Origin of the sequence: Anaerocolumna sp. AGMB13020 (genome assembly GCF_033100115.1) — a bacterium.
Lineage (GTDB): Bacteria > Bacillota > Clostridia > Lachnospirales > Lachnospiraceae > Anaerocolumna.
Map to the genome: position 1 here is coordinate 1,209,514 of NZ_CP136910.1, position 19,955 is coordinate 1,229,468.

The following is a 19,955-nucleotide window of genomic DNA, read 5'->3' on the forward strand; positions in this document are numbered from 1 at the left end:
TTTAATAACTCCTAACCCTTCTTTTTTCTTCTCTGGTTGCCTGTTTAATACTCTGTACCCCGCTGACCAGGTGTTTAATATCAGAATCCAATTCTATAACATCTGCATTTCTCTTTTGAATCTGTTCCGCCAGATATTTAAATTGTCCTCTGTTCGCACAATAAGGAATCCATTGATTGAACCTCAGCTGATACCATTTATTCGGTCTTTTGATTCCAAGGATTCCTGCCGTATCTTTCAGGTTACCGATAATGTCGCAATATTTATTAACCACAACCAGGTTAGGAATATTTGCTGTGTGTTTTTGTATTTTATTCTTTTGTGCTGTAAATCTTTTTAGCTCTGTTACAGACTGTGTTAGTACGAAAATCAGGCAATCCGTATGAGCAAGCACCAGTTTGACATTCTCTTTTTCCAGGTCATTTTCATCTATGTCAAAGACAACATAATCATGAGGAAATTCTTTACAGATAAATGAGAGTACCGTCTGCATCTGCTCCTGATTAACGTTTGCTTCCTTCCCGCTCTTAGTAAGAAATGTATCAAGGCTGAATAAATCCAGTTTCTCTGTTACTTCTCTGCAATAATTACCAATATCATCTCTTCTAAGCCCTCCTTCTCTTATGAGGTTTATAAGCTGAAGAGGGTTATTGGTCTGGTCATCTGTCTCTTCAAAACCTAAATAAGGAAACATGGACTCCGATTTACTGGTTACGTGTGTCAGGCAGACACTTTTATTACGGGATGCCAGCTCAAAAGCCAATAAAGCTGCCACAGTAGTATTCCCATTCCCGTTAATATGTGGTGAAATTACTGATATATTCATGATTTGTATTCCTTTCATTTCTCTTTTTTCGTAAAGGCATATCTCTTTCTTTTTAACAAATCGTAAAAGGTTGTCGGTTTTATATCAAGTATTCCGGCAAAGGCATTAACCAGAAAAGCAGAAATCAGTTTATCCTTTAACGGCTGCAGTTGCCGAAGCTCTTCTGTCTGGAATAAGTAAATGGAGTACTCCGGCTTCCAGATTATCTGATGAAACGGTATCCCCTTTGGTATAACAGACTTATTCTTCCGGGGGGTCAGGGTCAGGGTCCCAAAAGTAACATTTTCCTGCTCCTCTATGATATCTTCCATACTATTCCCCATAAAGGTACTATTATACTCACAAAGCATCAAAATATGACCTGCATCTTTGGGATAATAAGTATCTGATATATAGATAAGATATTCCGTCTCCTGGTTTATTTCCTGCTCTTCAATCTCTGCAAGGCTTTGCTCCGATAAATGAGGTAATATATGTATTTTTATTCCTTCAATTACACCTTGATTTTCTGTTCCGGCATATAATCTCTTATAAGCCGTATCATCCGTAATAACGCTGGTTCGACCGGCTATGGAGCATGCTCTCATGAATGGGTATGCCAAGATTCTTTTATCGGCTTTGCCCGTTATAGCTATTTTAATCATACAATTATATTCTCCTTTTACTACGACTCCTGTCTGTATCCCTGATGCACTTACTCTATCAGCCATCAATAGGTAAATTATTTATTCTTAACGTTTGACCCGCTCTCCTTGCCAGGTAATAAAATGAAACAGGTGATGTACAAAACGTCGGACAATCCGTATGTACACCCCTGCTTATGGCAATAGCTTTTAATTACTGTCCGAAGAACTGCTCTCAGTATCCTGAGTCTGATTTTGTGCCTGATAGTCTGCTTCTGCCTGCTTCTGGGCCTGTAAAGCATCATAGTCATCTTTTGCTTCTTTAAATTTGTCTGCCAGGGTCTGTTTTCCGCCTGTTACTTTCTCATTAATGGTAACCTTATCAGAACTGGTCAGCTGCGCTTCCAACTGCTCTCTTCTCTTTAAAACATCACTGTAATCGGAGGTATCAATGTTAGGATCTAAAAGCATTGTCTTTAAAACATCCAGACTAACCGGATAGTACTGCTGCGCCGCTGCCTGCACCCCACCCTCTATATAGGTAGAGCCATAAGCCTTTGTACTGGAATATAAGGCTTCATCTGTCTGCATGGACTGGTAAGCGTAAAAATCCTGCTGAGACACTATCAACTTTAAGGTTGACCCGTTTATTTCCACTACTTCTTTATGCGTCATGGCTATGAAATCCTGTCCCAGTGGAAAAGCAATACGAATATCCACGTAATCACCGATTTCAATTCCAATCGGTATCTCGTCCAATACCACATCCAAGGTTCTTTCGTCATCCGTTAATTTCTGTTGCATTAACATATCGGAAGTTACGATTGTGCCGCTGCTCAAAGATATTTTATAATAGTATCCTTCTATATCTTCCAACGAGATAACTGCATTCTGAGGCAATGAATATTCCGGAACCTCTATCATAGAAAATTGAAAATCCTGCATCTGTGTTCCGCTCTTTGCACTCGTATTCAGCTGATAAACGGTAACCAGTTCCCCTATTTCATCGAGCTGCTGCTGCAGGTTGTTTATTTCATCCTCCCTGCGGGCAATGATATTATCATAGTTTTTCTTCATAATAAACACTCCTGCAGCCGCCAGCAACACTACAAGCACCGTAGCCATTATAAAATATTTTTTCTTTGAGTACATAACTGTTATCACCGTAAAATGAATCTACGGGATACCTCCTTCCTATTGTCCGTAATATTTGTTTCGTCCATAAAGCTTTGAAATCTTTGTTATACCAATAATATGACAGATAATTTTTAAATGTTGTCCAATTACTGTTAATCACCGGTCTCAACTATAGTAACCATATCAAACACCGTAGGAATATTGATGTCACTATTACATTGCCTGTAAATAAGTGTTCCTTTTTTCATATCAGCATCATATAAGAGCAAACCTCTCATGATACTTCCATCCTTTTTCTCAATATAACATTCAAAGTAAGACGGAGCTTCATGGAGAAACCTTACTTTTCCGCTTAAAGCTTCATTGCTTAAAAATTCTCTGCTTTCCTCTATTCTGCACTTATAGATAAATCCGGAAGCATCTGCATATTTTTCAAGAGTATCAAATTCAACATTATAGGTGCTGCTAAGAATCAAACCACTGATTTCCCTTGTAAAATCCGTCTCAATTTCATTCAGGACGGTATCTGTCCTTACATTCTTTTCTTCTCTAAGAATCAGATATGTTTTCTTCTCTCCCGAATAATAACGACTCTCATAACTTTTTGCTACTTCTCCGCTTTTTTCCGTAAACGACTCTGTAACTATGTAATCATTCATACTTTCCTCTTTTATAACCTCCTGACTTTTATTCGATTTACGTGAAATTGTAATTATTGATATGATTAGCAGTATTAGTAATAAAACAAATATAACTATTTGCTTTTTGGTAATATGCAATTTACTTTTCATAACGCTCTCCTCTCCCTCCCGTTATTCACCATTTACAATAATTCCGGGTTCTGTCGTTTCTGTTATTATATTGTCGGGAGTATCACTGTAATGGTTATCCCCTTGGATAATTATTGGTGCTGCCGTACCATCTTTATCCGTCATAGCTCCGGCCTGATTCAGGTCAGAGGCATTTACTGATGCATTTTCTGACAGCTTATCCTGTAAATGGGAATAATCACTTTTTTCAATCGTGCAGCCAGGATTCGCATTTTGCCATTGTTCATACCAGGCAATGCTCCTTGTGCCATACAATAAAAGTGGATCAAAATATACCGTATTCAGTTTAAATCTGACCGTCATAGTTTTACTTTTTGTTTTTCCAAGTGTGTTATATTGTTTAACTTTTTGTTTTGTTTCTACCAATGGCTGAATACCTGTATATTCAATTTCAATGGAACTACCGGTTCTTACAGTCACAGAATCCGAGGTAACAGACGTTACCTTTCCATTAAACTGGGAATAAACCTTATGCTGCTGCTGGATGGAAACAGTAAGCCCGTCATTTGTTTGTTTCTTTCCGCTCTCAATGGAAATAGATTTTCCAAAAGGTATTAATACCATTAACTTATCCTTTGTGAAAGATTCCATATTATTACCGATTACTCCGATATTGGTATAATCCTTTACAGCGCTTAGTAAAGAATTGGCATATGCTATTTTAGCTTCGATATCAGCATCATCGATTAGAGATAATTCAAAAGAATTCTTTTCTGTATATACCGTTCTGAGAGATGCTGCCGTTTCATATTCCACATAATCATCCAGAATAATTTCTATGGGTTTATTACTGCTGAAATCTTCTTCCAAAATATCTTTTGCCTGATACCAGGCATCTTCTGTTTCTTTGAACTCTTTCAACTGCACCTCGTCAATGTCACCCAGTGCCAGGACCAGTTCATTCCATTCTTTCTGCTTATAGCAGGTACTTAATATACCTTTGATCTCTGTCATGGAATCATCGTCCGTTAATCTGTTCATCCCCATCAATTCTCGCAGATCATCTGTAGTGTATGCATCTTCGGCATACACTTTTATTGGAATTAATACTGCCAGAAGCAGCATTGTTAGAAAAATCCGAATTTTTTTATACATTGCAACTACTCACCTTTTCAGTTGTTTTATTTTTAATATGATAGAATATTTTTCTATTCTCCTCTATAACGGGATATTTCAGGCAGAAATTGAAGAAAACTGCACTATGATACAAAAAAACGGGACAGATAGGGTATCTAACTCCTGCTGCATTGATTTAAGTCCTATAGACTTTTTGCAGCAAGAGTAAGAAACCCTATCTGTCCCGAGGGGGATTCATGTTAATGTCTCATTTCTGAGTCTGGACTCGTGTCAATAAATTACGTAGACATGAATCTATACCTTTGGGAGATTTCATTTAGTTAATAGCTTGAGTATTTTCATTCCTTGTAATATTCCTTTACTAATTGTTCTCTCAATTCACAGAAAGCATTCCAAATAAAGGTAGCTTAAAAACATACATTTTTTTTCGCATCTTAATAACTTTTGATATAAGTCCTACTTATGCTTCTTTGTTAATAACTCTTTTGAATCAGACAAAATCCTTAGAAATCCCCCTCTATAAAAGAGCTTAAAGATATAACTTATATTATATAATTACCTTATATAGAAAGCCAATAACTGTTACAGTTCTTCTACACCTCTGATAATATTTATCCTAATACTAGCCCTGTAAAGCCTTTAAAATACATCCTCTTTGTTTTTTTGTTTCTATGTCAGCCAATCGAGTAGGTAATGGCTGCCTGCTGTTCTTATCTACCAAGCTAAAAACAATATTTGTAGCAGTATTAAGTGAAATCCAATTTCCACATGATACAAAAATAGGTTTAACTCCTGTATGTGTTCTCAGTACTCTTCCGTAAATCTTTTCATTTACAATAATATCAGTATAAGCACCCTCTTCATCTTTAGGCATTATATAGTTCGTATTTTCTATTTTTAAATAACTCTTGGCTACTCCTATAGTTGGTTTTTTTAGATAAAAGGAGGCATGAGTCGCTATCCCCATATTTCTATAATGTAAATATCCGTTGCCATCGAAAATTATTAAATCTGTATTATGATTAAGTAATTTATACGTATTAATAATTAATGGTAATTCTCGAAATGATAAATACCCCGGAATATAAGGCACATTGATTTTATCATACAGGGATCTTACTTCAATTATTTCTCTGGAACTACAATCGATCGTTACAATGCTACAAACAGCATATTCCATGCCGTTCTCATTCCAGTAAGCTAAATCAACCCCCGATATTTTATTTAATTCCTCTTTGTTAAAACTATCTTTCAGAACAACCTTATTTAATAAGTTAAGTTGAATTTGGTTATAATAGCTCTCTAGTTCTTTGTTGCACATTTTCTCTCTCTCTTAAAATTACATTTGTTAAAATAATTATTTCATGTTTAATTTTTGATATAATTATCTATTTGATACTTTTCTCTGTATTTTTCAATTTTCTTTTCTACTAAAAAGAAACTACTATTACTTTCGTCTATAGAAGTTTTTTTAATTATTTCTCCTGATTCATTATATAAAATACTATCTATAAATATATTACGTATGACAATACTTATACTTTTAATATTTCCATTTTTATAAAATTCTTTCGCCATGCCATTGATAGTATTATGGTCTGTTTCATTTTCTTCCATTAGCTCCCCTGTATCGTAAAACTTTCTTTCTATTCCAGTCCTATATCCTTCTTTTACTTCAAACTCCCAGGATGGTGTTCCTTTAAAATAATCTACAACTAATCCGGAATATGGTTTTTCCAACCTATCATCCATAAAAAACATATCTTCTCCAGTGTTAACGTCTGTATCTGTAAAAAGTTCATTATAATCTACTTTTTGCATATTAGACCTCCTATTTGCATTTATTAATTATGATTTAAAATATTGATTCCATCTGTTAAATGTCTGCAGTGCTCACACCTTATTTTAGGTACAATTTCACCTGTCTTATATGCTTTTGTTAGATCTATATTTTGCAGATATAGTTCTGATAAGGATGTTTCATTTACCGGTATGCCAAGTGCTCTTCTATTCTTTAATATCTCGTCTAAAGCAACAATTTCAGAATGAGCCGCTAACCTATAGTCAGCAGTTTCTGATAAGGTTATCTCTCCATTTTTAATCTTAGTTTCATATTTTGACACTAATTTTTTTATCAATGGATCTGCCTCATTCTCTAACCACTGGTAATATTGTATGTTACCTGTTGCTGATGTTTTAAAATTCTGCCCATATGCAATTTTACCTGTTAAAGGATCATATATTTCCGATAAACATGGACCTGCTGCTGTCTTTGATTGATTTTCAAGAATCTCCAAGGTCTTTTTATTTGCAGAGGTCTGCATCAATCGGTTTATTTCCTGACTGTTTATTTCAAAAGAAGAAAAATCAAAATTCTTATAGTTTCCCGCAACAGTAAGATTCTTATAATATCCATCTTCCAGAACGCTATAATAATCATAATCTTTAAGCCCTTGTCTACCCTGCACATCAGACCAATACTGATTATACCGGCTTGCCTCTTCCTTTGTCATCCATTTACTGAAATCCTTCGGCATCAAGGCTTTATTGGCTGCCATACCTGCTGTTGTACCAAACAATAATGTTAAGGAAATGGTCACAGCCGAAGGCACTCCCGCTTTGTCACATACAATTACGGTTGTACCTGCTGCAGCTTCTGACACGACTTCTGCTGCAAACAGTTTTGCAAAAGCCACTCCACCCTTACTGGCCAGGGCACCTTGTCCTAAGGTCACCAGGCTTACTGTCGCAGATACCAGTTTAAAAGCTCCTTCTGTGTTCGTTAAATAGTCTCCTGTAATCAGGGTTTTGCCGGTTGCCGCTTCGTATATGGGTATCACGATGGTCAGATCACTCAACTGCCCCAACAATTCCTTCCAAAAAGGTGCATCTTTTTTATGAGCGAATTCTCTTAAGATAAGCTCATCCAGATACTTCTGCAGGCTTTTTTCATCTGAATCTATTTTACCACTATTGACCAAATCTTCATAGTCTTTTGCAAACAAATCTGCAAAGTCATCCACTTTTTGGTTATAGGTACTACTTTCATAAGAATTTCCCCTGGTTTCTTCATAGCGGCTTCCTATAAAATCTTCCAGGTTGAGTTCCGGCAGCTCTACCTCAAATCCATACCCTCTTCCTCCCCCATTAACAGTGACATTTTTCTGAACTCCCAGGGTATTATCCGTCTTTCCGTTTGTCATATCGATGGTAGCCATAAGATCCACCGCTTCGTTAAAGCCTTTATACAGAGGATCCTCCAGGTAACTATCAATGTCGTATAGCACATCATTAATATAAGTTAACAAAGAACATCTATGTTCTGCAAACTCATCGATTCTTTGCCCTTGTGAAAGAAAACCCGCACCTATGGATTTGGAGTCCAGTTCTCCTTCAATGTCCTTGCACAGTTCATCAAGATCTGCAAAATCAAAAAGTAGATTAACTCCGTATCCCGATGTCAAATTGGCTCTCTCCAGCCAGGTGTATTTATCTATTACTTCTCTTTCCAGTTGTTTTACCATGGCAGTTCCTCCGTGAAGCTCCCAGTTATTGATAGGTTCAGATTCAGCTGAGCTAAATCCTGATTTGCTTTATCACCATTAGAAGCAATTCGGATATAAGTGTGAGTATGTGACCATTGTAAATCCAATATAATCTCCCCCTTTTCTTATTTGTTGTTATTTATTGTTTTATTTCACTATAAATAAGTAAATTAGTAACAACTAAAGTGCTTGTGATTTATTTTGGGATGCAAAAATTTTTAACAGTGATTTATGTGGTTCTCAAATCTATTATCTATTGCTTCATATAATTATTTTCTGTTATGACAAAACTTCAAATTTCCCCTTCAACCTTTCACTTTAACCTATTTTTTAACCTGTCAGCTAAATAGTTTTTATATTAAGTATTAAACCCAATACATCTATATATAAATAAAAACTCCGGAGTGAGAAGATATTCCTCTAATAATAGCTACTATCCTGTATGCCATCTACTGTAGGTGTTATATCCCCTTCTCCGGAGTCTCTATTCTAATGTGTATGCTGGGTTGAAATATCTACCAGGGAGGATTTCGTATCATACGCTGCGATAAAGGTGGGAATCGTGCCATCAAAGGTATAGGTCGTACCATCCACGGTTATATAGCCATTATCGTTTCCTGTACTGTATTTTAGGTTCCATTCATCACCGATTGCTTTGATGTCCGCAGTCATTAAGATGACATAATCGTCATTATCGTTAAATTCCTTCCCTGCCTGATATTCGCTTGTAATCGTATACTCTGTCCCTGAAATCAGGAAGGCAGTGCCTACATCATACTCTTTTTCAGCCACGTTTGCAGTCAGAAAAGCCTTTGAAAACTGCTTTGTCTTTGTCACACCCTCTTCAACATAAGACGCTACATACCAGTTGTCCTCCGGTGCCAGGTGGATTCCCTTTTCCCGGTAGGCTACAAAAGTCGAAGAGGAGGGAACTCCGATGGAGAGATGCCATCTCTGTGCCTGATGATAGAACATTTCACTCACAAACTCATCATCTAAGTTGGTTTCTATCCCTCCGTTAATACCATTGGCGGTAATTCCAAGCCTTGATGCCTGTTCTTTTATCGCAGATACCTGGCTGCCGCCGACAAACGTTCTGGCTCTGACTCCCGGCTGCAGGCATTGCAGGGTACCCAGGTTATAGAAGTTTCCAAAGGGAACCGTCAGATACTTATAGGTGGTAATCTCTCCTTCTGCGTCCCTTACCGGCTCAATAAAGTAATCTCTTACCGCATCCGTATTACTGGCTTCCTTTCCGCCTGCTGTGTAGTTACGCCTTGTAGCTTCCTCGGTCCAGTTCAGATACATGGTATATTTATAGAGCTTATCCGCCAAGGTATCATAACCCTCCTTGTAGTTCCCGCTGTCATCCATGTATTCCGAATAAAGACCGAAATAGTTTATGGGCTGGGTATTGCCGTCATTGTTGATATATACATCCACTGGTGTCAGTTCACCGCTTGTTTTATTCAGTGCGTAGAAATAAGGAATAACCTGCAGGTATTGGTTGTAGTCTCCCATGGTTGTGACATCGAAAAGGACATTATAACCTAGCTTTAACTGTTCTGCCTGGAGGATCGACTTGGAGTTCTTATCCGCAGACAAGCTTAAGCCGTTGCTTTCTGCTTTGGTGGTCCATTCCTGTGCACCCCAGGTATTATAATACCCTTTTTCCTTACTGACCTGCTCCCCTCTTACGTCTACTGCCAGGGGATATCCGGCTGTGTTTCTGTGCCAGGACAGATAATGCTCTGAGATCGAGCTGTCCACTCTTGAGATTATCCCCTGCACCAGCCAGTCCTCATTGGTTTCCGCGATGGACTTCTTAAAGTAATTGCTGAACCTCATGTCATCGGAATCCTCCACGATCAGATTCCCGATACGCCCGATTACATCCAGATAAGCCATTTTAGCCGCCGTATGATTAGAGGTGAAATCACTGAATCTGTCTTTGTTGGTGGAATAGGTATTGCCATAATAGTATATGTCATACTCCTCTTCATAGCTGTCATTGCCGGTATAAGGCTCCTCCGTTGTGCTTTGCCCGTCGTAGTTAATACCCTCTACGGCAAACTGGGCCTCCACGCAGGCATGCTCGTTGTTTTCCAGCAAACAGTAGAAATTGTATTCCTTGCAGGGATCGCTTACATTTACCGTACCATCATTGTTCCATACAAAGATTTTCCCGTTCATTACCGCCATATTATTTCCTTCGATCAGGGTCGTACTGCCTCCGTTGCATTGCAGCAGACCATTTGCCCGATCGAACACATAGGTATTGCCGTCAATGGTAAGCTTGGTCCCACCGGTCAGAGCATATTTTCTGGTGGTAGAGGCATCTATGATTTCTAAAGGGATCCAGTTGCCTGCCGCATAACTTTCCCAGACGCCCCTTCTTTCATACAGGACATCAAAGTCAAACTTCACATACTTTTCTCTTGTCCATTCTGTGGTATCCATTCCCTGTTTATAACCTTTTCCCCGGTATACAGAAGGCTGCAGTATCCCGTAAGAATCATTCCCCATAAAATCTCCTGCATTGGGGTAATAGATCTTGAAGAAGTTATCAAGGGTAATATAAGTAGCCTGTTGTACTTTGGTACCATTGGCATCGATTACTTCCAGCTTTGTATGCTTATGGTTGTCATCTTTCCCGCAGGGATCCCAGCATATATCACTGGCATAGTCATAATGTCCGCCGGAATGATGGGGTTCTGTACAGGTCAGGATGGTCTGTTCCGTATAGGTTATCCCGGTGTTGTTCCTGGTCTTGCAATTCCAGATAGGGTTAACAATGGTCACTCCATCTGTGGTCACTTTATCAGGAATCAGATTCATGTTTGCCTTAATAAAGTTAAACAGCTCATTATCTTCCGGTATTGTCTTAACGTCAAGGACGGTAACTTTGGCATAACCATTTCCTGCTCTGACTCCCTGCTGCAGTGTGACGTTGGTAAAGGCTGCATACTTCTGATTTGCCCGGTAAGTGGTGTCACAGCCGGTATAACCGGATACATAAGAGGATCCACCGGCTCCACCCTGGTAAGCTCCTCCACCGGAAGCACCGCCATAGTAGCCGCCGCCACCACCGCCGTAATCCGCAGCAGAATTCGTATTGGCACCGCCATAGCCAAAGCCGCCGTTAACACCTCCGGCTGCGGCAGTTCCACCGCCTGTCTGGGTACCGTATCCATAATTCGCTTCATACCCGCTGGTTACTGCACCGCCGCCATTAATACCTCCTCCGGCGCCTCCGGTTTCATCGTTATCATTTGCCAATGGCGTACTGTAAGTTCCCGGCTGTTTGGAATGATAAGCACCGGAGGCTTCCCCGGTATCATCCGAACCGCCTCCTCCTCCGGCCACTAATATCCTGCTTTTTAAGCTATTAAGATCATTCCAGTTACCAGCAGTTATACGGAAGTCCGTGGCACCACCGCCGGCGCCGAGTTTCGTAGTGGAAACCCAGACAGCATTTCCACCACCGTTCCAGCCACCGGCTGCCGTACCGGTATCAGTATTTCCTTTTTCACCGACATAGATATAAAGGGTCGTGGTTTCTTTTAAAGTTACGGTTCCTGCGGTATATCCGCCTTTACCGCCACGGGAACCTCTGGAGGTTCCACTTGCTGTATTACCACCGCCGGCGGCACCAAAGGCTTCCAGCTGATAGGTTCCTGCCGGTAGTGTGATAGCCTGTACCCCGCCAGTGTAACCGTAGGTGTATGTCTGTCCTGCTTTTACCACTCCCGTGGGATTTTGTACGGTATTGTTTGAGATGACTGTCTCATAGGAAGTAACCGTTCCACCACTTTGTAAAGTTATAGTAGCATAACCGTTACCACTTCTTATACCATTAGACATACTACCGTTGGAGACCCCGCCAATATATCCTGAACCGCCTCCTCCTCCAGAGGACCAGCCAGAGCCGTGATCCTGGGTACTGGTGCCGCCACCACCACCGTAGTATCCACCACCTCCGCCGCCTCCTCCAGCAGAGTTATAACCAGTGCTTCCTTGTCCACCTTGTCCTAATGTACCATTGGTAGCTCCTCTATATGTGATATATGCAGAACCTCCAGCCGTTTGAGTACCAGGCTGTCCCGGATAACCGCTGCTGTTTACTGTACTAGCTACACCGTTCGCACCACCACCACTGCCACTAGTACCGTCACGACCACCACCAGCTCCACCACCGGCTACAATAATTCTGTTCGTTAAGCTTAATCCTCCAATTCGTATATCGGAAGCTCCTCCGCCTCCACCACCAGTTTGCCCAGCGCCAGTATCAATTCCTCCAGCTCCGCCACCATTCCATCCAGCAGTTGGCTTATCCCCTTGACCACCAATAGAAACATAAACTTGATCGCCTTCTGATAAATAGTAACTGCCTGTTGCATACCCTCCGTTTCCGCCTGTTGTATTTAATCCACTACCACCTTGTGCTCCCCACACCTCAAGTTTATATGTACCTGAAGCAGGTGCAGTAAAGGTTTGATAACTACCGGTATACCCGAAACTATATGCCGTGCCAGAAGGTACTGTTTGCGTTTGTGTTACTTTTTCTGTTTCTGTATCTATGGTAGCAGAACGGCTGGTGTTACCATCAACGTTATTACTAACATTTCCTGCGTTTATATTAATACCAAAATTTGAAACAACCTTATTAAACAGCACCGTACCAAGCTCTTTTTTTAGGTCAGTCCAGTCACCTGCTTTTGCTTCTGCCAAAGCAATTTGATAACCCTCGCTGCTTATGGTCAGGCAGGACGCATCATGAACATGTTTCGAATAATTGGATACCACGCCATAAGAGCCATCATTGAAGACTCCATCCCAATCTACGGATGATATTTTAGTTATTTTAATATAACCATTACCGTCATTTACTCCGGTTGTCATCATTGTATTTGTTAAGGTCTCAGCTACATAACCTGAACCACCAGCTCCGCCTGTATTGATTGATGCAGAACCTGCAGTTGCTGCCGTATCCTGGACAGCTGTAACTTTCCCTCCATAATACCCGCCACCATTTCCGGCAGTTGCGTAATTTCCAGAATTTGTTGTATTATATGAATTTAATCCGTTTTGTCCCTGACCCAAAGTATAACCTGTGTTTTGAGTACCGGGTTCATTTGCCGTACTATTAAAGGTTGTTCCAGCAGAACCACCACCGTCACCACCATAACCATCTGTACTGCCATTTGTTAAATAGCTGATCGCACCGCCACCACCACCGGCAACCAAAATTCTGGAAGCCAGTGAATCATAATCCAAAGGAGTACTGACAGTTTGATTTGTATCATAGACACGGATATTAGTAACATATACATCACCGCTAAAAATTTCACCACTCGCAAAAATCCGGAAGTACGCGCCATTCATTTCATTTAGATTTGAACTCAAAGTTGTGGTATAGGCCTTTCTTGTTGATGAAATTGTAAAATCGGTTTGAGGTAATGTATCCGGATGAGCATCTACATGCAGTACATCACTGGAAGCGGTTGTCCATGCTTCAAAACTAATTTTATAAATATGTCCGGCTACAAAAACATTCGTTAAATTAGCTGCCAGATGCTGTGAACCAGCTGTGTATTTCAGGGCAGATTCACCGGTAGACAACTTTACAACAGACACTTTTCCGGTAGAACCGGACGCATTTAAATTATCTGCAAACTTACCAATATTGGGATTTACACTACTGATAATATCTCTATAGAGACTTGGAGCTGATAATCTTATATCAGTTGCACCTCCACCTCCTGCGCCTGATTCCGGTGACGTACCATCCACCATATCGGCACCACCATTACCACCGCCATTATAACCACCTTGCCCATAAGCCTGATAGTCTAAACTGGTTTGGTCACTGCCTTTGCCTCCCGCTACTATATAGAGAGTAGTTTTATTTGTAAAAGTAACAGTACCGGATGAATATCCTCCTTTACCTCCAGAATTCGGAACTATGGTTTCAGTATTTGTCAATCTGCCATTACCTCCGGAGGCACCAAAAGCCTCAAGCATATAAGTACCGGGCTCAAGTGTTACGCTTTGTACATTGCCGGTATAATTATATACCTTGGAGGATACTTCTTTCGACTTATTGCTAATACCATTATACAAATCCTGATAAACCGGATTCGCCTTTTTATAGGTCGTATAACAGCTTGCCGTATGCTCCAGAGTACCTCCGCATCTGGTAATGACTATATTATCTGTGTAGAAATTCGTTGCATATGAAGTATTATATTCCCAACATCCAATGTTAAGCCCCTCACCTCTCATGGTCTCATCAATAGCAGCGGCGTCAATCTGCGCCTCTGTCAGTCCCGTTGTGATCTGTGCTATGACTTTTGTACCATCTATGGATAACTCACAGTCATACAAGGACCCGAGACTAAAGGTTGCTACTACTTTCACTTTACGTCCCAGGATATTTGCAGAGGAAGTCCGCTTTTCTCCCGTACTTGTAATAAATACAGGGGATCCGGTATTTGCCGGAAGATACAAGCCCACACCACCCATTGAGAACAGCATGGTATTGGATGCCGCTGCTGCCGGTACATAAATATCCGCGGATACTCTGACTCTTGAAGCAGGTGTCATATAAATCTTGCAGTCATTATAGGAAAAATTAAGGCTGGTGCCTGCTCCTGCCACTTTCAGAAACTGCCCCGTACCAAAGCCGGAATATGTTTCATCACTGGATGTCAATGTGAACCCTTCAGGCAGCTTATATGTCGTATGGGCACCGTCTGTATTGACAATATTGTTGGTTATGTATTCATCTGTTGTCCCAGATGCGTCATCATCAAATACATTTTCTTTTTCTATTTTGTCAAAATTAAAGGAAAGGCTTGTGGTATCCAAGGTATACTTGCAATTCAAAACTCTGTATTCACACAGAGCAGGCGTACCCGGGCATTTCTCGAGAGCCTGGAGGGTTTCCATGGCATCCTTTACAATCCCTTCTTCTGTACGCTGATCTTCAACCCCTGATTTGACTATCATTGCATCCTGTGCAGAGACTGCATTCAATACAATAAAGTTATTCACTTTATAGTCCGAATTATCATCATAAGCTGAATATTTCGACTCATAGATCAGTCCGGGACCATAATGATATCCACCCTCTACCAAGATATCGCTTTCTTCTTCCTCAAAAGCGTCCGGTATCTCATCCGCATCGGCAGATCCGTCATCGGCGTTCTCTTCTCCCTCCCCAACATTCTTACTTTCTCCTGTATCCTCCGGTACTGTTACTACAGCATCTCCGACTACCTTATACTTCAGAACAGGGATATAGAATACAAAAGAATCACCGGTTATATATTCCTCGTTACTGTTTGTCGGATCCTGCTTTATCTTATCTATGAACAGACGCAAGTCTTTTTCTCTGTTCATACGTGCCTGTGCCTTCCCGGGAGAAGCTATATTAGAAGTGCCATAGGCAGGCCTTGTAAAGGTTTGGTTACTTGTTACACGAGCCAGTCCCAGTTCATCCTTGGGTGATGCGAAGACTGATATGTCGTTGTCGAATCTCGTAGCTATTATGGCATTATCTCCAGTCCCCTTATATTTGGATGAAGTCTGATCGTATTTTCCGTTATAGGATCCTACATTAATAACCGTCTCTATTGCTTTTGCAAAGGTAGTGGCGTTATTGGTCCACATCTTATTCCATTTCGCATCAACCTGCTCCTGTGTAGAAGCCTTTTCAACATCTCCCGAAGCTTGCAAGGAATTGAAATCTTCCTGGGCTTTCACGGCTTTGGTATTCTCTTCATAATAGACCGGGCTTTGGTCTCCGCTGGAGGTCTGTAAGATAAGCATATCTGAAATTACAGTAGCTGTTACCTGCTGGGTACGCCTTGTGTAGAAGCGCTTCCATTCCTCCGTTTGAAGATCCCTGGAATCCAGTTTATTCCCATATGCAGTTTTGGGTGTTGCAGCTGTTGCAGTATTGTCAGATACAAAGTCTTCTGTGGTTATGTTTACTGCCGGGGCTGTTCCAAAGCCTGCGGTCTTGCCGTTACTATACAATATACCGGAGGCGTACCCCCGTTCATGTCCTGTCTTGGCCGGTGGAGCCGGGTTCATAGGGCTCTGTACCTTCCCTAGACCATCGCATTTATTCGTTCTCTTATATTCTCCGTTTGACATTTCTTCATAATATACCTTATCCCCTTGCGCTTCCTGCAGCGAATATCGGATTCTGCCGATCTGTGAGCCATTTGTCAATTTGTTATCTTTATTATAAGCCGGATTATTATAGGCTGCTATGTTATAAAAGATATTCGGGTCACCCTGGGTTATGCCGGCAATAATGTTAGCTTTTCCATCGTAGGTGATATCCGACATCTCAGTGACATAACCATTCTGAAGCTTGTAAACATTACTCTTTGTTATCTTTATGGTATCATAGGTAAGCTCCTGAGACCAAACATCTTCAATAGCCGGCAGATCATGGTCACAGCAGGGTCCGCATAAAGCATGTGCCGGTAAGCTTGAAAGCCCGGTCTTGGTAGTTGCTGCCACATCCGCAGCATTCCCATCGGAATTGTTTGAGGTAAGGGTACCATTTTGGAAAGTCACCTTGATTGTATAGTTAATGGTATCGGAGGCACCTTGCGTAATATCCTTGGCTTCCTTAAAGCTACCGCAGTTATGTGAGTGTTCAACACCCGGAACTGCAGGGCTGCCGCCATTCCCGTTCTTATCCGGCTGTACTGCTGCTTTCGGTTCTGTGTGCCATCCAGTAGCATAATGTCCATGTCCGCAATCAGAGTAACCGCTTCCCGAACCTAATGTACCGGGATTCCACCCCCAGCCGCTGCCTAATTTCCCTTTGTCATTGTTACTTAAGGAAGCTACTGAAGCACTGGAGGAAGAATACGTCCCGCCGCCATAGCTTCTTTGGATCGTATTGGTATATCCATTACTTCCCCCGGTTAAAGTAATTGTAATGACGGCATTCCCTACCTTGTACTGTCTGGCCTGTCCGTCACTGTCGGCAATTTTCTGAACAGTATAGCTGCTGTTGGTGCCTTCCATATCTGTCGCCCATTTTGTTGCTTGTTTCAATGCATTATTGTAAGCATCAACCTTCCAGTCTGTGGAAGGGTCTGCTTTCGTTCTAAGCTTTCCTACGTCATAATCTTTTCCCTCACAAGGTGTGCCGGCTTTTCCTTTGTCAAAGCTTCCGTTATCTGAAGGCTCTTGGGTTCCATTGTCTATACTGCCTGTCCATTCTGCCCATAAGGTGGTTTCTCCGGTATGACCGCTTACAGTAATGTTACCGGAATTATTGCCTTCAGGTGTAGCAATCTGAGAGGATTCAGCTGTTACGGACTTGCTGATTGTTTTACCTGTCGAGTCTCCTACAAAGGTCAGATTTTCGGAATATTTACCTGTGCCTCCTATTAACTTGTCATTTTCCTTATATTCGCATTCTGTTCCATTGTAATGAGTGATGTATTCTCTGATAGCAGTCGTATCATGCTCATAGTCCACTTGCAGGTCAGCCATAAACTCATTGCCGCCGGAGGAGAAATATAAGGTTCTGGTGGAAGGGACACCTGCCATTGCCTCAAAGGTTTCGTTATAAATAGTTCCTTCTTTCATCTCTGCATAAGCAAGCGCTGGCTCCCTGGAAGACCAGGAATCTGAAGGGTAGTCCAAATATTCAGGAGGAGTAGTAAGAGGATTCCATTTATATTTATGATAAACATTATTGCTTTGCCTAACCTCTGCTAGAGTTGTATTCTTACTACTTATCACTAGATTCCCTGTATCTGTGTCTGCCTTACCTGTTGTATAGTACCATTTCTTATCCTGCGCCTGGTACTGAATATATACTCTTGCAGCATATTTAACAGCTTTTTCACCATCTTCTTCTCTAACTAACATAGAAGCAATTGAGGTATCAACCCATTGATTGATGGCCTTTTTTCCTTGTAATAATTCCTTCATATCCTCAGCCGTTATTTTTACCCAGGAATTAGAGGTACACCAGGTATTAGTCCCTGTATGAATCTGAGTATATTTTTTATCGCTTAAAGTATCAAACTTAGCACCGTCATTATCTCTGTACAGCAATATTTTAACTCTAAAATTACTGATATTATTTTGTTTTATAAATGTATCCCATTCTTTAATACTTGACGCTTCTCCTGGTTTCTCACCTTTAATGTTCAGAGCATTTAATAATACTTGAACTTTTACAGTATCATCTGTAAGCACAGCCTCATCTGGTAATTTGCTTGGATCTTTTAGTTCATAATATTTTCTTAGGTTAATATTTTTTGTATTCTCATCATATAGTGCCCCTGTTTTCTTATTATTTGTATTATAAACCGTTGAATCCGTTTGTAATTTCACACCGTAGTTAACAGTGGCACCTGCGATAGGCGGCTCCAAAGCCCAATTGGTACCATACCACGGAGTGGAATTTTCATCTACCTGAAACCTAAGAAGTTTTATCAATTCTGCATCATTATAGGAATCACCCCAAACCAGCTTACCATCCTTTACCTTTCTTACTTCTTCGGATAAAATACGGCTAATTATAGCTGTGGAATAGATTCCCGTATTCTTATAGGTACTTGATTTCGATAATTCAACTGCCTTTTTTAGTCTTTTATTATAGACTTTACTATTTGCAATTGTTGCAACTTTAGAAGACGGAACTAAATCTGATAAATTATAGTCACTCTTTACATTATAAGCCGTCTGAGTAAGGTCATTGCTAGAGACAAATACAGTTGCCGGTTCCACGTCACCGCCTTTTGTACTTAAACTTTCAAGCCTCGCAACCATGCTATGGGTAATTGATAGAGTTGCATCTCCTTTGTTATCCTTCATATAACTTTTTATACCGTTTTGCCAATATGTACGGTTATTAGCCATTGCATTTAGTGTCATTAATAAATCCAGATATCTCAAGTCTAATTCTTCTATAACTGTTATGCTATATGCTTTTAACTTTCCATTACTATCAATTCCCTTAGTATCATAATTTGTCTTACGTTCTTCTTTCCACATAGAGACTATAAATCTATCTGGAAAGGAACCATAATTCATAAATTCTTCCATCTTCTTTTTAATATCTACAGTGTAAGTGTATCCTGTAGAACTGGTTCCTTGCGTATTTGTATCTGTAATAAAAGACCATACCTTTAACGATTCGTCTATCTTTGCAACAGGAGGATTTTCTAATAATTTCGCAAAATCCGCATCTTTCGAAAGAGCTGCAAAATTGCGGTTATTCTTAATATATAACCCCAGTACATTTTGATAAAAAACCCCATTAGGAGCAGGATTCTTATTTGTTCTGTGGCTTGCATCGAAATCAATTATGCTTTTTGTCGTTTCAGGATCGTTGACACCTCCGTATAACATCATAGAACCATTTAAACTGCTTCTTCTTGCCTTGTATACCTGCTTTTTTGTATTAAATCCTTTATCCTCCAGATATTCCGATAATGTATTGGAGCATATCCACAACGCATCCGATTTAGCATATGGTATAACTGATTTTATAGAATCTACTGTTTTTTTATAACCATCCGCATTAGCAGTTGATATTTTTGTCGGATAAAAACTCACTATAAATGCAGGATGCGTTATCGGCCAAATTGATGCATTACCACTTTTTGTTCCTGCAACTACTGCTCCTCCCTGTTTACCAAGTACATAAGATTCTGACTTTGATTGTGCGTGGTTTTCTGTTATGAGTAATAGAAATACCAGGCTAATAATTGATAGAGCAACTACTATAATTAATTTATGTCTTAATTTTCTGTTTGATTTGTTTAGTACTTCAGATATTCTCCGTAAATCATAAAACATTTTGTTTGCCTCCTTTCTTTACATTTTGTTTATATTCTTGTTTGTTGTATATAATATGATTAAAATT

The 19,955-nt window shown here is 40.2% G+C and carries 9 protein-coding genes; all 9 read right to left on the reverse strand.

Annotation, left to right across the window (positions count from 1 at the left end):
- Position 1: 1 nt before the first annotated feature.
- On the reverse strand, positions 2-826 hold the full coding sequence (locus tag R2R35_RS04945; RefSeq protein WP_317733392.1) for a hypothetical protein: 825 nt from the start codon (positions 824-826) through the stop codon (positions 2-4).
- A 14-nt stretch (positions 827-840) separates the two neighbouring features.
- A complete protein-coding gene (locus R2R35_RS04950) occupies positions 841-1,470 on the reverse strand; it encodes a hypothetical protein (protein WP_317733393.1) in 630 nt (209 codons plus the stop codon).
- 189 nt (positions 1,471-1,659) lie between these two features.
- Complete coding sequence (locus R2R35_RS04955) at positions 1,660-2,526, reverse strand: SAF domain-containing protein (RefSeq protein WP_317733394.1); 867 nt, start codon at positions 2,524-2,526, stop codon at positions 1,660-1,662.
- A gap of 212 nt (positions 2,527-2,738) precedes the next feature.
- On the reverse strand, positions 2,739-3,377 hold the full coding sequence (locus R2R35_RS04960) for a hypothetical protein (RefSeq protein ID WP_317733395.1): 639 nt from the start codon (positions 3,375-3,377) through the stop codon (positions 2,739-2,741).
- Between the two features lie 21 nt (positions 3,378-3,398).
- Entirely contained in the window at positions 3,399-4,511 is a 1,113-nt protein-coding gene (locus R2R35_RS04965) for a hypothetical protein (protein ID WP_317733396.1), read from the reverse strand.
- Between the two features lie 604 nt (positions 4,512-5,115).
- Entirely contained in the window at positions 5,116-5,814 is a 699-nt protein-coding gene (locus tag R2R35_RS04970; RefSeq protein WP_317733397.1) for an endonuclease V, read from the reverse strand.
- Positions 5,815-5,861: 47 nt separating this feature from the next.
- Positions 5,862-6,314: a hypothetical protein gene (locus tag R2R35_RS04975; RefSeq protein ID WP_317733398.1), complete on the reverse strand. Its 453-nt coding sequence runs from the start codon at positions 6,312-6,314 to the stop codon at positions 5,862-5,864.
- Positions 6,315-6,337: 23 nt separating this feature from the next.
- A complete protein-coding gene (locus R2R35_RS04980; RefSeq protein WP_317733399.1) occupies positions 6,338-8,017 on the reverse strand; it encodes a pre-toxin TG domain-containing protein in 1,680 nt (559 codons plus the stop codon).
- 510 nt (positions 8,018-8,527) lie between these two features.
- Positions 8,528-19,888, reverse strand: a complete 11,361-nt coding sequence (locus R2R35_RS04985) for a glycine rich domain-containing protein (protein ID WP_317733400.1) — start codon at positions 19,886-19,888, stop codon at positions 8,528-8,530.
- Between the last annotated feature and the right edge of the window lie 67 nt (positions 19,889-19,955).